The following is a 13,461-nucleotide window of genomic DNA, read 5'->3' as shown; positions in this document are numbered from 1 at the left end:
CTGTCCTCCGCTTTTGCTTTTAAGGCCTCTTGCATGTCCGATCCTCGCTACCAGATCGACGTCAGCGTCGTCACCCGCTTTCTTGCTGACCAATCGCAACCCGAACATAACCGTTTCGCCTTTGCCTACACCATCACGGTGAAGAACAACGGGCAGGTGCCGGCCAAGTTGCTGTCGCGCCACTGGGTGATCACCGACGGTGACGGTCAGGTTGAGGAAGTGCGCGGCGCCGGTGTGGTTGGCCAGCAACCATTGATCGACATCGGCGCCAGCCATACCTACAGCAGCGGCACGGTGATGACCTCCAAAGTCGGCACCATGCAAGGCTCGTATCAGATGAAAGCCACCGACGGCAAATTGTTCGACGCCATCATCGCGCCCTTCCGCCTCGCCGTGCCTGGAGCCCTGCACTGATGGCGACGTACGCGGTCGGCGACCTGCAAGGCTGCCTGAAACCCCTCAAGTGCCTGCTGGAGCGGGTTGCCTTCAACCCGGCAAGCGATCGCCTGTGGCTGGTGGGTGACCTGGTCAATCGCGGCCCCGAGTCCCTGGAAACCCTGCGCTTTCTGTATGGCCTGCGCGATTCCCTGGTGTGTGTACTGGGCAACCATGATCTGCACTTGTTAGCCGCCGGCAACAACATCGAACGCCTGAAAAAAAGTGACACCCTGCGCGAAATCCTTGAAGCGCCGGATCGCGCGCAACTGCTGGATTGGCTGCGCAGGCAAAAGCTCATGCATTACGACGAAGGCCGCAACATGGCTTTGGTCCATGCTGGCATCCCACCCCAATGGACACTGAAGAAAGCCCTCAAGTGTGCCGCTGAAGTGGAAAGCGCACTGGCCGATGACAGCCTCTACACCGCCTACCTCGACGGCATGTATGGCAATGAGCCCATCAAGTGGGACAGCGACCTTACCGGCGTGGCCCGCTTGCGCGTGATCACCAACTACTTCACGCGCATGCGCTTCTGCACCGCCGATGGCAAACTGGACCTCAAAAGCAAGGAAGGCGCCGACACCGCGCTGCCTGGCTATAAGCCCTGGTTTGCCCACAAGGAGCGCAAGACCCACGACACGCAAATCATCTTCGGCCACTGGGCTGCCCTTGAAGGCAAGTGCGACGAGCCGGGTGTATTCGCCCTCGATACCGGCTGTGTGTGGGGCGGTGCCATGACCCTGATGAACATCGACACCGGCGAGCGCCTGAGCTGCCAGTGTGAATCCCCCCTTTCCGTGACACTGCCGGCCGCAAAGCCATAGGAGCCCGCCATGAGCGAATTCAAACGTATCCCTCCCGAACAAGCCCAGGCCCTGCGCGAGCAAGGTGCCGTGGTGGTCGACATCCGTGACCAGCCGACCTATGCAGCGGCTCACATCAGCGGCGCGCAGCATCTGGACAACCACAACATCGCCGACTTCATCCGCGCCGCCGACCTCGACGCACCGGTGATCGTGGCCTGCTATCACGGTAACTCCAGCCAGAGCGCGGCCGCCTACCTGATCAGCCAGGGCTTCTCCGACGTCTATAGCCTGGACGGCGGCTTTGAGCTGTGGCGTACGACCTATCCTGCAGAAATTGCCTCCGGCGATTCGCAATAATTTTTTTCACACCCCGCTACCCCGCGTGACGCTTGGGCTCGCGCCGTTTCTGACGAACGGCGCAGCCAACTAATTGCGCATCGCGCCTTGAACTCCCGGATTCCGAACTATCCTTAAGCGCAGGCCATCCGAATCAGGGGAGAGCCGGTACACCGGCGTGCGGGTCATCGGTAGCGTTTGAGGGTGTTCTGGGGGGAAAACAGGCATTGGCGATCACCAATGACTGCCAGCATCGACTGATTGATCCGGCGTCGGCTCCACGTATCGAGCGAGGTGACGACGTCATGAGTATCTTTAGCCACTTCCAACAACGCTTCGCGTCCACACAGCAGGAAGAGCTCACGCTGCAAGAGTATCTTGAGCTGTGCAAGCAGGACCGCAGCACCTACGCGTCTGCCGCCGAACGTCTGCTATTGGCAATTGGTGAGCCGGAACTGGTGGAAACCGCCAACAATTCGCGCTTGTCGCGAATATTTTCCAACAAGGTGATTCGCCGCTATCCGGCCTTTGAAGACTTCCATGGCATGGAAGAATGCATCGACCAGATCGTCTCCTACTTCCGCCATGCCGCCCAAGGCCTGGAAGAGAAGAAACAGATCCTCTACCTGCTCGGCCCGGTCGGCGGCGGCAAGTCGTCCCTGGCTGAAAAACTCAAACAACTGATCGAGAAGGTGCCCTTCTACGCGATCAAGGGCTCGCCGGTATTCGAGTCGCCACTGGGCCTGTTCAACGCCACGGAAGATGGCGCGATCCTCGAAGAGGACTTCGGCATTCCGCGCCGCTACCTCAATACCATCATGTCGCCCTGGGCCACCAAGCGCCTCGCCGAGTTCGGCGGTGACATCAGCCAGTTCCGCGTGGTGAAACTGTACCCGTCGATCCTCAACCAGATCGGCGTCGCCAAAACCGAGCCCGGCGATGAGAACAACCAGGACATTTCGGCCCTGGTGGGTAAAGTCGATATCCGCAAACTCGAAGAATTCCCGCAGAACGACGCCGACGCCTACAGCTATTCGGGCGCACTGTGCCGGGCCAACCAGGGCCTGATGGAATTCGTGGAGATGTTCAAGGCGCCGATCAAGGTGCTGCACCCACTGCTGACCGCAACCCAGGAAGGCAACTACAACAGTACCGAAGGTCTGGGCGCGATTCCGTTCACCGGGATCCTGCTGGCCCACTCCAACGAATCGGAATGGCATACCTTCCGCAACAACAAGAACAACGAAGCCTTCATCGACCGGATCTACATCGTCAAGGTGCCGTACTGCCTGCGGGTCAGCGACGAGATCAAGATTTACGACAAGCTGCTGTTCAACAGCTCGCTGGCCAAGGCCCATTGCGCGCCTGACACCCTGAAGATGCTTGCGCAATTCACCGTGCTCTCGCGCCTCAAGGAGCCGGAAAACTCGAACATCTACTCGAAGATGCGCGTGTACGACGGCGAAAACCTCAAGGACACCGACCCCAAGGCCAAGTCGATCCAGGAATACCGCGACACGGCAGGCGTGGATGAGGGCATGAACGGCCTTTCCACCCGTTTCGCGTTCAAGATCCTCTCCAAGGTCTTCAACTTCGACCCGCACGAGATCGCCGCCAACCCGGTGCACCTGCTCTATGTGCTGGAGCAGCAGATCGAACAGGAGCAATTCCAGGCGGAAACCCGCGAACGCTACCTGCGCTTCCTCAAGGAATACCTGGCGCCGCGCTACATCGAGTTTATCGGCAAGGAAATCCAGACCGCCTACCTGGAGTCCTATAGCGAGTACGGCCAGAACATCTTCGACCGCTACGTGCTGTACGCCGACTTCTGGATTCAGGACCAGGAATACCGCGACCCGGAAACCGGCGAAATCCTCAACCGCGTGGCCCTCAACGAGGAGTTGGAAAAGATCGAGAAACCAGCCGGCATCAGCAATCCGAAGGATTTCCGCAACGAAATCGTCAACTTCGTACTGCGTGCCCGGGCCAACAACAACGGCAAGAACCCTACCTGGCTCAGCTACGAGAAGCTGCGGGTGGTTATCGAGAAGAAAATGTTCTCCAACACCGAGGATCTGCTGCCGGTCATCAGCTTCAACGCCAAGGCCAGCAAAGAGGACCAGCAAAAACACAACGACTTCGTTACACGAATGGTCGAGCGCGGCTACACCGACAAACAGGTACGGCTGCTCTCCGAGTGGTATCTGCGGGTTCGCAAATCACAGTAAGGCAGCGACGGGCGCATGCTGCCGGGCCCCAGGCCTGGCGGCTTACCGCTTGTCTCTAAGCTTCCAGCTCGCGGCTTGAAGCTTGTAACGTGAAGCTGCCCGGAGGGCTCCCCATGAGCTATGTGATCGACCGACGCCTTAATGGCAAGAACAAGAGCACGGTAAACCGCCAGCGTTTCCTGCGGCGTTACCGTGACCACATCAAAAAGGCGGTTGAAGAGGCCGTCAGCCGCCGCTCCATCACCGACATGGAGCACGGCGAACAAATCAGCATTCCCGGACGGGACATCGACGAACCGGTGCTGCACCATGGCCGGGGCGGCAAACAGAGCGTCGTGCACCCCGGCAACAAGGAGTTCACCACCGGCGAGCACATCCAACGCCCCCAAGGTGGCGGCGGCGGCAAGGGCCCGGGCAAAGCCGGTAACTCCGGCGAAGGCATGGATGAGTTCGTGTTCCAGATTACCCAGGAAGAATTCCTCGAATTCATGTTCGAGGACCTGGAGCTGCCCAACCTGGTCAAACGCAACCTGACCGGCACCGATACGTTCAAAACCGTGCGCGCCGGGATCAGCAACGAGGGTAATCCGTCACGGATCAACATCATCCGCACCCTGCGCTCGGCTCATGCACGCCGCATCGCACTGTCGGGCAGCAGCCGCGCCAAACTGAAACAGGCCAAGGAAGAGTTGGCGCGTTTGAAGCGAGAAGAACCGGACAACTTCGGCGATATCCAGGAAATCGAGGCAGAAATCGAGAAGCTCAGCGCGCGAATTCACCGTGTGCCGTTTCTTGATACCTTTGACCTCAAATACAACCTGCTGGTGAAGCAACCCAACCCGAGTTCCAAGGCGGTCATGTTCTGCCTGATGGACGTGTCGGGCTCCATGACCCAAGCCACCAAGGACATCGCCAAGCGCTTCTTCATCCTGCTGTACCTGTTTCTGAAGCGGAACTACGACAAGATCGACGTGGTGTTTATCCGCCATCACACCAGCGCCCGGGAAGTGGACGAAGAGGAGTTCTTTTACTCGCGGGAAACCGGCGGCACCATCGTGTCCAGTGCGTTGAAGCTGATGCAGGAGATCATGGCCGAGCGCTACCCGGCCAACGAGTGGAATATCTACGCCGCCCAGGCTTCCGATGGCGACAACTGGAACGATGATTCGCCCATCTGCCGCGACATCCTGATCAACCAGATCATGCCGTTTGTGCAGTACTACACGTATGTCGAAATTACTCCCCGTGAGCACCAGGCCCTGTGGTTCGAGTACGAGCGCATCGGCGAAGCCTTTGCCGATACCTTCGCCCAGCAGCAACTGGTCTCGGCCGGCGATATCTACCCGGTCTTCCGTGAACTCTTCCAGCGCAGGTTAGTGACATGACGGCCAAAGCGCATAAGCGCCAACCCATTTCCACGGGGTCCGAGTGGACCTTTGAACTGATCCAGGCCTATGACCGGGAAATCAGCCGTATTGCGGCGGGTTATGCCTTGGACACTTACCCTAACCAGATCGAAGTCATCACCGCTGAACAGATGATGGATGCGTATGCGTCGGTCGGCATGCCCTTGGGTTATCACCACTGGTCCTATGGCAAGCACTTCCTCAGCACTGAAAAGTCCTACACCCGCGGCCAGATGGGCCTGGCCTACGAGATCGTCATCAACTCCGACCCGTGCATCGCCTATCTGATGGAGGAAAACACCATCTGCATGCAGGCCTTGGTGGTGGCCCATGCCTGCTACGGGCATAACAGCTTCTTCAAAGGCAATTACCTGTTCCGCACCTGGACCGATGCCAGCTCGATCATCGATTATCTGGTGTTCGCCAAGCAGTACATCATGCAGTGCGAGGAGCGCCATGGCATCGACGCGGTGGAGGACTTGCTCGATTCCTGCCACGCCCTGATGAACTACGGGGTTGATCGCTACAAACGTCCGTACCCGATTTCTGCCGAGGAAGAACGTCTGCGCCAGAAGGAGCGTGAGGAGCACTTGCAGAAACAGATCAACGACCTGTGGCGCACCATTCCAAAACGCGCCGGCAAGAACAGCGACAAAGACAATGCGCGCTTCCCCGCCGAACCTCAGGAAAACATCCTCTATTTCCTGGAAAAACACGCGCCACTGCTGGAACCGTGGCAGCGGGAAATCGTGCGCATTGTGCGCAAGATCGCCCAGTACTTTTATCCACAGCGTCAGACCCAGGTGATGAACGAAGGCTGGGCCACGTTCTGGCACTACACCTTGATGAATGACCTGTATGACGAGGGCCTGGTCACCGACGGCTTCATGATGGAGTTCCTCACCTCGCATACCAGCGTGGTGTTCCAGCCCGGTTTTGACAGCCCGTATTACAGTGGCATCAACCCTTACGCGCTGGGCTTTGCGATGTATCGCGATATCCGGCGCATGTGCGAGCACCCCACCGAAGAGGACCGTCGCTGGTTCCCGGAAATCGCCGGCAGCGATTGGCTGTCGACCATCAAGTTCGCCATGAGCAGCTTCAAGGATGAGAGCTTCATCCTGCAGTACCTGTCACCCCAGGTGATTCGCGACCTCAAGCTGTTCAGCATCATGGATGACGACCTCAAGGATGACTTGGTGGTGCCGGCAATTCATGACGAACCCGGCTACCGCACCATCCGTGAAACCCTGGCGGCGCAGTACAACCTGGGCAACCGTGAGCCTAACGTGCAGATCTACAGCATCGATGTACGCGGCGACCGCTCGCTGACCCTGCGCCATCAACAGCACGACCGCAAACCTCTGGGCGAATCCACCGAGGAAGTGCTCAAGCACCTGCATCGGTTATGGGGCTTCGACATTCACCTGGAAACCCTGCAGGGCGATCAAGTGATGAAGACCCACCACGTACCGCCACGCAGTGATCACAACGACAACGACTACGGCCGCCTGGACCTGGCCGTCGTTCATCTCTGAAACAGCAAAGCCTCCATTGGTCAGGCACAGGCGTTATCCTGTGCCGCTAATGGAGGCTTTTTCATGAAAATCTACAAAGTCGGCGGTGCGGTGCGTGACCGCTTGCTGGGCATCAAGGTCACCGACATCGACCGGGTTGTTGTCGGCGCAACCACCGAAGAAATGCTCGCCAAGGGCTATAAGCCGGTGGGTGCTGACTTTCCGGTATTCCTGGACCCCAAAAACGGCGACGAATACGCCCTCGCCCGCACCGAACGCAAGAGCGGCCGGGGTTATGGGGGGTTTGTGTTCCATGCCAGCCCCGAGGTGACGCTGGAAGAAGACCTGATTCGTCGCGACCTGACCATCAATGCCATGGCGGAGGATGACGACGGCAACCTGACCGATCCCTATCACGGCCAGCGTGATTTGGCAGCGCGTCTTTTGCGTCACGTTTCCCCCGCGTTTGCCGAAGATCCCCTCCGCGTACTGCGCGTTGCACGCTTTTCAGCACGTTACGCTCACCTCGGGTTTACCGTCGCGCCGCCAACGATAGAGCTGATGCGCCAGCTCAGCGAATCCGGCGAACTGGACGCCCTGACACCCGAGCGCAGTTGGAAAGAAATTTCCCGGGCGCTGATGGAGGATCAGCCTCAGGTCTTTATTCAAGTACTGCGCGACTGCAACGCGCTGAAAACCCTGATGCCGGAAGTGGACGCCCTGTTCGGCGTACCGCAACCCGCAGCCCATCACCCGGAAATCGACACCGGCCTACATACCCTGAGCGTGCTGGAACAGGCGGCCCTGCACCAACAGCCGCTCACCGTGCGCTGGGCTTGCCTGCTGCATGACGTGGGCAAAGGCCTGACACCTGTGGATAAGTTGCCGCAGCATATTGCCCACGAACATACCGGCCTGAAGCTGATCAAGGCGATGAACGAGCGCTTCAAGGTGCCGAAGGATTGTCAGGAACTGGCCCTGCTTGTCGGCCAATATCACACCCATGGCCATCGCGCGCTGGAGCTGAAAGCTTCGACATTGTTGGAGTTGCTGCAGAGTTTCGATGTTTATCGCAGGCCACAGCGTTTTGAAGAATTCGTGGTGAGCTGTGAAATGGACGCGCGGGGCCGCAAAGGCCTGGAGCAAAGAAGTTATCCACAAGCGGATTATTTACGCGGCGCGGCGAAAGCGGCACGCGAGGTGCCTGTGGCGCCTTTACTGGAGAAAGGTTTCAAAGGCCCCGAGCTCGGTGAGGCGCTCAAGCGTGAGCGGCTCAGGGTGTTGAAAGTCTACAAAGAACAACGCGCCCTATAGGGGCGCGTCCGGCGTCAGCTGCTGGCCCTGCCACTCAAAACCGACGGGCGCCAGCACTTGATCAATCTGCGCATCGCGCCATAGCTGCGCCAATGTCTTGCCCGCCTCCGGGTGCACACGATCGGGCGCCATCAACGACAGCGGCCACAGCACAAAGGCGTTTTTCAGGATCTCTGCTCGCGGCAGGATCAAGCCATCGAAATTGCCCACCAGCTCGCCGTACAGCAACACATCGATGTCCAGCGGCAGCCCCTTGCGGTCCGGGGCATAGCGACCATTATCGGCCTCGATGAATTTCAACCGACGATCCAGCTCCATCAGCGGCAGGTCGGTATAGGCCGACACCACCAGATTGAAGAATGGCCCGCTTTTGATGCCCACCGGCTGGCTTTCGAACACTGGAGAACAGCGCACATCGATCAAGAAGCTCGCCAGCGCATCCAGGCCAGCGACCAAATGGCGCTCGCGCTCGATATTGCTGCCAAGGCCAAGGTAAATCTGAGTTAGCGACATCCGCGCTCGATCTCCACGCCCACGCCTTTGGCGGCCGGTACGGCGCCGGGCTTGGTCAACTTGAGGTGCAGCCAGGGAATCTGAAATTCACGCATCAGCACTTCGGCCAGACGCTCGGCAAAGGTTTCTACCAACTGGTACTGGGATTGCTCGGCAAAGGCCTGGATACGCGCAGATACGCTGGCGTAGTCGAGCGCCAGGGTCAGATCGTCACCCGCCGCAGCCGGGCGGTTGTCCCAGGCAAAGCTCAGGTCCAGACGCAGACATTGCTTGATGCCGCGCTCCCAGTCGTAGGCCCCGATCACGGTGTCGACTTCCAGGCCTTCGATAAACACTCTGTCCAAGCTCTTCTCCGCAGCACGACAAGGGCGCGTTGCCCCGTTAGAATCAGGGCGTCCTCGCCCGGAATAGTTAGCATGTTTTGGTTACTGGCGACTCTCGCCTACCTGCTCGGCTCGCTGTCCTTCGCCATTTTGCTCAGCCGCCTGACGGGAAATCCCGACCCGCGAATGAGTGGCTCAGGCAATGCCGGCGCCACCAATATGTTGCGCCTGGCCGGCAAGAAACTCGCCGTGCTGACGCTGCTGGGCGACGTGTGCAAGGGCCTGCTGCCCGTGCTGCTCGCCAACTACCTCGGCCTTAGCCTGCAACAACAAGCCTGGGTGGGCGTGTCTGCCGTCCTGGGCCATCTGTTTCCGCTGTACTTCCGCTTTCGCGGTGGCAAGGGTGTCGCCACGGCGGCCGGCATGTTGCTGGGGATTTACCCTCCGGCAGCGCTGCTGGCCGTGCTCGCCTGGTTACTGACGTTCTACCTGACCCGTACAAGCTCCCTGGCCGCACTGATCGCCACGCCGCTCACCCTGCCATTACTGGCTTGGCAAGAACCGGCAGCGCTGCTGCCGATGAGCGTACTGACGCTGCTGATCGTCTGGCGCCACCGCGGCAATTTACGCGACCTGTTTGCCGGGCGCGAACGGCATTTTTAAATACCTTCGATGAGCCCGGCTCACATCCGCCGCTTACAACGGTGTCAGTTGTTCCATCGGCCAGCGTGCCTGCACGCTGATCGCCAGGCTCTCATGCTGGCCGGCCTGCAGGCGCTGGCAACCGGCATACGCAATCATTGCGCCGTTGTCGGTGCAGAACTCAGGGCGCGCGTAAAACACATCGCCCTTCATGTCGCCGAGCATTTTTTCCAGCGAGGTGCGCAGGGCCTTGTTGGCGCTGACGCCGCCCGCGATCACCAGGCGCTTCATGCCGGCCTGCTTGAGGGCTCGCTTGCACTTGATGGTTAAAGTCTCCACCACGGCCTGCTGGAACGCCAGCGCGATGTCGCAACGGGCTTGCTCACTGTCGTCCCCGGCGCTGACGCTCTGCTGCCAAGTGTTGAGCGCCGAGGTTTTCAAGCCGCTGAAGCTGAACATCAGGCCAGGGCGATCACACATCGGGCGCGGGAACGTGTAGCGGCCCGGGACGCCTTTTTCGGCAAGACGGGCGATTTCCGGCCCACCAGGGTAATTGAGGCCCATCATCTTCGCGGTTTTGTCGAAAGCTTCGCCGGCCGCGTCATCCAGAGACTCGCCCAAAAGCGTGTATTGGCCTATTCCATCGACCTGAACCAGCTGCGTATGGCCGCCGGAAACCAACAAAGCGACGAACGGGAACTCTGGCGGTGTTTTTTCCAACATCGGGGCCAGCAAATGCCCCTCCATGTGGTGCACACCCAGGGCAGGAATGCCCCAGGCAAACGCCAGTGCCTGAGCGCAAGAGGCCCCAACCAGCAGGGCTCCGACCAATCCAGGGCCGGCGGTGTAAGCGATTGCATCGATCTCGGTCGGCACGCAGCCGGCCTCGTCCAACACCTGGCGAATCAACGGCAGCATGCGTTTGACGTGATCACGGCTGGCCAGCTCCGGCACCACGCCGCCGTAGGCGCGATGCAGGTCGATCTGACTGAACAGCGCATCGGCCAAAAGCCCGCGTTCACTGTCGTAAAGTGCGACACCGGTTTCGTCGCAGGAGGTTTCAAGTCCCAGTACTAGCATGGGTTTGCGCCTTGTAGAGGCTGAATTCGAAGGCGCGCATAATAGTCGCCACTCCCCCTCCCGACTAGCGGTTTTCGATCAGAGGCTTTGCATTCCGGGCAATGAGGGGTTAACATCCGCAACCCTTAAAAACCGACGACCTCAGCCGCGAATTTTTTGCGACGAGAACGTTGATTCCCGGTAATGAAAGAAGGTAGCTCTGGATGCCAGCCGTCAAAGTAAAAGAGAACGAACCCTTCGACGTAGCTCTGCGTCGTTTCAAGCGCTCCTGCGAAAAAGCCGGTGTTCTGGCTGAAGTTCGTAGCCGCGAATTTTATGAGAAGCCAACTTCTGAGCGTAAGCGTAAAGCAGCAGCCGCTGTTAAGCGTCACGCCAAGAAAGTTCAGCGCGAACAGCGCCGCGCCGTTCGTCTGTACTAATACACAGACGTTCGTAGCAAGCTTCTGCCAAGCCCGGCCCTCAGCTGGGCTGTTGGCATTTGCGGATATCGCTTGATGCTTCATCGTCGACGCCGCACACGCGACCGAGACACTGCTTCAAACGTCAGGACTGGCTCTTCTGCCAGCGGTGCGCGTCTCTTCTGACGAGCCTAACAAGGCTACTGACGAGCACACTTATTTTTTAACAGGCGATCAACAGATCGACTGCGCCCACCGATGAGCTTCCGAGGCCCGCAAACGGCCAAGACCGGACTCCCGGGCAACATTTCCATGCCGAAATCTGATTGAAATTAACGTCAGTGAATGTTCGGCAGATACACTTCCTGACAGCCCAAGCAGACGACAGTTGATCGAGCCGCACAATTTGCGCGCCCGAGCACTTCACGGGCCTCATTGACACGCAGTGATGACGAGAACGCCATGGCCGGGCTAATTCCCCAGAGCTTTATTGACGACCTTCTGAACCGCACCGACATCGTCGATGTTGTCAGCTCGCGCGTGCAAATGAAGAAGGCTGGCAAGAACTACACCGCCTGCTGCCCGTTTCACAAAGAAAAAACCCCGTCGTTCAGCGTCAGCCCCGACAAGCAGTTCTACTACTGTTTCGGCTGCGGCGCGGGCGGCAATGCCCTCGGCTTCATCATGGACCACGACAACCTGGACTTCCCCCAGGCTGTCGAGGAACTGGCGAAAGCCGCCGGCATGGAGATCCCTCGCGAAGAAAGTGGTCGCCCGCACAAACCGCGACAACCCACCGATTCGCCGCTGTACCCGCTGCTGACGGCCGCTGCCGACTTCTATCGTCAGGCGCTTAAAAGCCATCCGCAGCGCAAGGCTGCCGTCGATTACCTCAAGGGCCGCGGCCTCACGGGCGAGATCGCCAGGGACTTCGGCCTCGGCTTCGCCCCGCCTGGCTGGGACAACCTGTACAAGCACCTGAGCAGTGACACGCTGCAACAGAAGGCGATGATCGACGCCGGCCTGCTGGTGGAAAACGCCGAGACGGGCAAGCGCTACGACCGGTTCCGCGACCGCGTGATGTTCCCGATCCGCGACAGCCGTGGCCGGATCATCGCTTTCGGCGGCCGAGTGCTGGGGGACGATAAACCCAAGTACCTGAACTCCCCGGAAACCCCGGTATTTCATAAAGGCCAGGAACTCTACGGCCTGTTCGAGGCGCGCAAAAACAATCGCAACCTCGATGAAATCATCGTGGTGGAAGGCTACATGGACGTGATTGCCCTCGCCCAGCAGGGCCTGCGCAATGCCGTCGCCACGCTGGGGACCGCCACCAGCGAAGAACACATGAAACGCCTGTTTCGCGTTGTGCCCAGCGTATTGTTCTGCTTCGACGGTGACCAGGCTGGCCGTAACGCCGCCTGGCGCGCACTCGAAGCCACGCTGTCGAGCCTGCAGGATGGCCGCCGTGCGCGCTTTTTGTTTCTGCCGGAAGGCGAAGACCCGGACACCCTGGTGCGCTCCGAAGGCACCGACGCTTTCCGCGCGCGCATTAATCAGCATGCGCAGCCCCTGGCGGACTATTTCTTCCAGCAGCTGACTGAAGAAGCCGACCCGCGCTCCCTCGAAGGCAAGGCCCACATGGCCACCCTTGCGGCACCGCTGATCGACAAAGTGCCGGGCGCCAACCTGAAATCACTGATGCGCATGCGACTGCTGGAAATCACCGGCTTGAGCGGCGAAGCCGTCAGCCAGCTGGTACACAACGCACCGCAAGACGCGCCACCCGCGTACGACCCAGGCATGGATTACGACGCCATGCCGGACTATTCCGACTTCCACCAACCGCAGGAGGCCTACGCGCCCCAGCAGGAGTGGACACCGAAAAAGCCCGGCGCCGGCGGTAAAAAATGGGACAAGAAACCCTGGAGCAAGAACGGTAAGCGCGGTGATCGCGATGAGCCCTACGCTCCACGCACCCCCGTCGCGGTAGAAGCCCCGACGCTTATTGCGTTGCGTACGCTTATTCACCACCCGCAATTGGCGGAAAGGGTCGAAAGCGCCGAGCATTTTGCCAACGAGAGCAACACCTATGCTCAGGTACTGATCGCCTTGATCGAGGCGGTACAGAAAAATCCTAAGCTAAACTCAATTCAGTTGATGGCTCGTTGGCATGGCACCGAACAAGGCCGCCTTCTTAAAGCACTTGCGGAAAAGGAGTGGCTAATTGACGGCGATAACCTTGAACAACAGTTTTTAGACACCATTACTAGGTTATCAGCGGGTCAGCATACGCAGACCCTCGATGAACTCATCAAAAGAGCGAGGCAGCCGGGATTGTCGGCTGAAGAGCAAATTCAGATAGCAAAACAGATGCGTGACCTCTTAAAACAGAATGTTTCCGCATCAAACCCGACCTCAGCTGGCGTGTGAGGTCATAGCTCGGGTATAATCCTCGGC

Annotated in this window: 13 protein-coding genes; 10 read left to right on the top strand and 3 right to left on the bottom strand. The window is 59.2% G+C overall.

The features are described 5' to 3' along the window. The first annotated feature begins 33 nt into the window (after positions 1-33). The 7 genes from apaG to JFT85_RS18645 all read left to right on the top strand — a co-directional run bounded on the left by apaG (position 34) and on the right by JFT85_RS18645 (position 8,045). Complete coding sequence (apaG, locus tag JFT85_RS18675) at positions 34-414, top strand: Co2+/Mg2+ efflux protein ApaG (protein ID WP_069551974.1); 381 nt, start codon at positions 34-36, stop codon at positions 412-414. Then, complete coding sequence (locus tag JFT85_RS18670) at positions 414-1,262, top strand: symmetrical bis(5'-nucleosyl)-tetraphosphatase (protein WP_053258319.1); 849 nt, start codon at positions 414-416, stop codon at positions 1,260-1,262. The genes apaG and JFT85_RS18670 overlap by 1 nt, the downstream gene beginning before the upstream one ends. A 9-nt stretch (positions 1,263-1,271) precedes the next feature. Beyond that, the gene (glpE, locus tag JFT85_RS18665; RefSeq protein WP_053258320.1) at positions 1,272-1,601 is read left to right on the top strand and encodes a thiosulfate sulfurtransferase GlpE; all 330 of its coding nucleotides are present in this window, start codon (positions 1,272-1,274) and stop codon (positions 1,599-1,601) included. Positions 1,602-1,885: 284 nt separating this feature from the next. Next, positions 1,886-3,808, top strand: a complete 1,923-nt coding sequence (locus tag JFT85_RS18660; protein WP_003194732.1) for a PrkA family serine protein kinase — start codon at positions 1,886-1,888, stop codon at positions 3,806-3,808. Positions 3,809-3,921: 113 nt separating this feature from the next. Further along, entirely contained in the window at positions 3,922-5,193 is a 1,272-nt protein-coding gene (locus JFT85_RS18655) for a YeaH/YhbH family protein (RefSeq protein ID WP_201230256.1), read from the top strand. Further along, positions 5,190-6,752 (top strand): SpoVR family protein, encoded by a 1,563-nt coding sequence (locus JFT85_RS18650; protein ID WP_053258321.1) that lies wholly within the window; start codon positions 5,190-5,192, stop codon positions 6,750-6,752. Before JFT85_RS18655 ends, JFT85_RS18650 begins: the two co-directional genes overlap by 4 nt. A 63-nt stretch (positions 6,753-6,815) precedes the next feature. Further along, positions 6,816-8,045, top strand: coding sequence for a multifunctional CCA addition/repair protein (locus JFT85_RS18645; protein ID WP_053258322.1), 1,230 nt, complete (start codon positions 6,816-6,818; stop codon positions 8,043-8,045). Here the strand turns inward: JFT85_RS18645 and folK are convergent. Beyond that, positions 8,040-8,558, bottom strand: coding sequence for a 2-amino-4-hydroxy-6-hydroxymethyldihydropteridine diphosphokinase (gene folK, locus JFT85_RS18640; protein WP_053258323.1), 519 nt, complete (start codon positions 8,556-8,558; stop codon positions 8,040-8,042). The genes JFT85_RS18645 and folK overlap by 6 nt on opposite strands. Beyond that, positions 8,549-8,902: a dihydroneopterin aldolase gene (gene folB / locus JFT85_RS18635; RefSeq protein WP_053258324.1), complete on the bottom strand. Its 354-nt coding sequence runs from the start codon at positions 8,900-8,902 to the stop codon at positions 8,549-8,551. The genes folK and folB overlap by 10 nt, the downstream gene beginning before the upstream one ends. Before the next feature lie 72 nt (positions 8,903-8,974). Here folB and plsY point away from each other — a divergent pair, with 72 nt between their 5' ends. Then, the gene (plsY, locus tag JFT85_RS18630; RefSeq protein ID WP_053258325.1) at positions 8,975-9,544 is read left to right on the top strand and encodes a glycerol-3-phosphate 1-O-acyltransferase PlsY; all 570 of its coding nucleotides are present in this window, start codon (positions 8,975-8,977) and stop codon (positions 9,542-9,544) included. Positions 9,545-9,577: 33 nt separating this feature from the next. Here the strand turns inward: plsY and tsaD are convergent, their stop codons facing one another. Further along, entirely contained in the window at positions 9,578-10,603 is a 1,026-nt protein-coding gene (gene tsaD / locus JFT85_RS18625; protein WP_053258326.1) for a tRNA (adenosine(37)-N6)-threonylcarbamoyltransferase complex transferase subunit TsaD, read from the bottom strand. A 203-nt stretch (positions 10,604-10,806) separates the two neighbouring features. Between tsaD and rpsU the strand changes: the two genes are divergently transcribed. Continuing rightward, entirely contained in the window at positions 10,807-11,022 is a 216-nt protein-coding gene (gene rpsU, locus JFT85_RS18620) for a 30S ribosomal protein S21 (protein ID WP_002551877.1), read from the top strand. Between the two features lie 441 nt (positions 11,023-11,463). Continuing rightward, entirely contained in the window at positions 11,464-13,434 is a 1,971-nt protein-coding gene (dnaG, locus tag JFT85_RS18615; RefSeq protein WP_053258327.1) for a DNA primase, read from the top strand. Positions 13,435-13,461: the final 27 nt, after the last annotated feature.

Origin of the sequence: Pseudomonas sp. TH04 (assembly GCF_016651355.1) — a bacterium.
GTDB classification, from domain to species: Bacteria; Pseudomonadota; Gammaproteobacteria; order Pseudomonadales; family Pseudomonadaceae; genus Aquipseudomonas; species Aquipseudomonas fluorescens.
This window is presented reverse-complemented; position numbering and strand designations above follow the sequence as displayed.

Bases quoted from the DNA above. Each gene is read 5' to 3' on its own strand.
- JFT85_RS18660 (WP_003194732.1), top strand. From the start codon at position 1,886: ATGAGTATCTTTAGCCACTTCCAACAACGCTTCGCGTCCACACAGCAG.
- plsY (WP_053258325.1), top strand. From the start codon at position 8,975: ATGTTTTGGTTACTGGCGACTCTCGCCTACCTGCTCGGCTCGCTGTCC.
- JFT85_RS18645 (WP_053258322.1), top strand. From the start codon at position 6,816: ATGAAAATCTACAAAGTCGGCGGTGCGGTGCGTGACCGCTTGCTGGGC.
- apaG (WP_069551974.1), top strand. From the start codon at position 34: ATGTCCGATCCTCGCTACCAGATCGACGTCAGCGTCGTCACCCGCTTT.
- folK (WP_053258323.1), bottom strand. From the start codon at position 8,558: ATGTCGCTAACTCAGATTTACCTTGGCCTTGGCAGCAATATCGAGCGC.
- rpsU (WP_002551877.1), top strand. From the start codon at position 10,807: ATGCCAGCCGTCAAAGTAAAAGAGAACGAACCCTTCGACGTAGCTCTG.
- JFT85_RS18650 (WP_053258321.1), top strand. From the start codon at position 5,190: ATGACGGCCAAAGCGCATAAGCGCCAACCCATTTCCACGGGGTCCGAG.
- tsaD (WP_053258326.1), bottom strand. From the start codon at position 10,603: ATGCTAGTACTGGGACTTGAAACCTCCTGCGACGAAACCGGTGTCGCA.
- dnaG (WP_053258327.1), top strand. From the start codon at position 11,464: ATGGCCGGGCTAATTCCCCAGAGCTTTATTGACGACCTTCTGAACCGC.
- JFT85_RS18670 (WP_053258319.1), top strand. From the start codon at position 414: ATGGCGACGTACGCGGTCGGCGACCTGCAAGGCTGCCTGAAACCCCTC.
- glpE (WP_053258320.1), top strand. From the start codon at position 1,272: ATGAGCGAATTCAAACGTATCCCTCCCGAACAAGCCCAGGCCCTGCGC.
- JFT85_RS18655 (WP_201230256.1), top strand. From the start codon at position 3,922: ATGAGCTATGTGATCGACCGACGCCTTAATGGCAAGAACAAGAGCACG.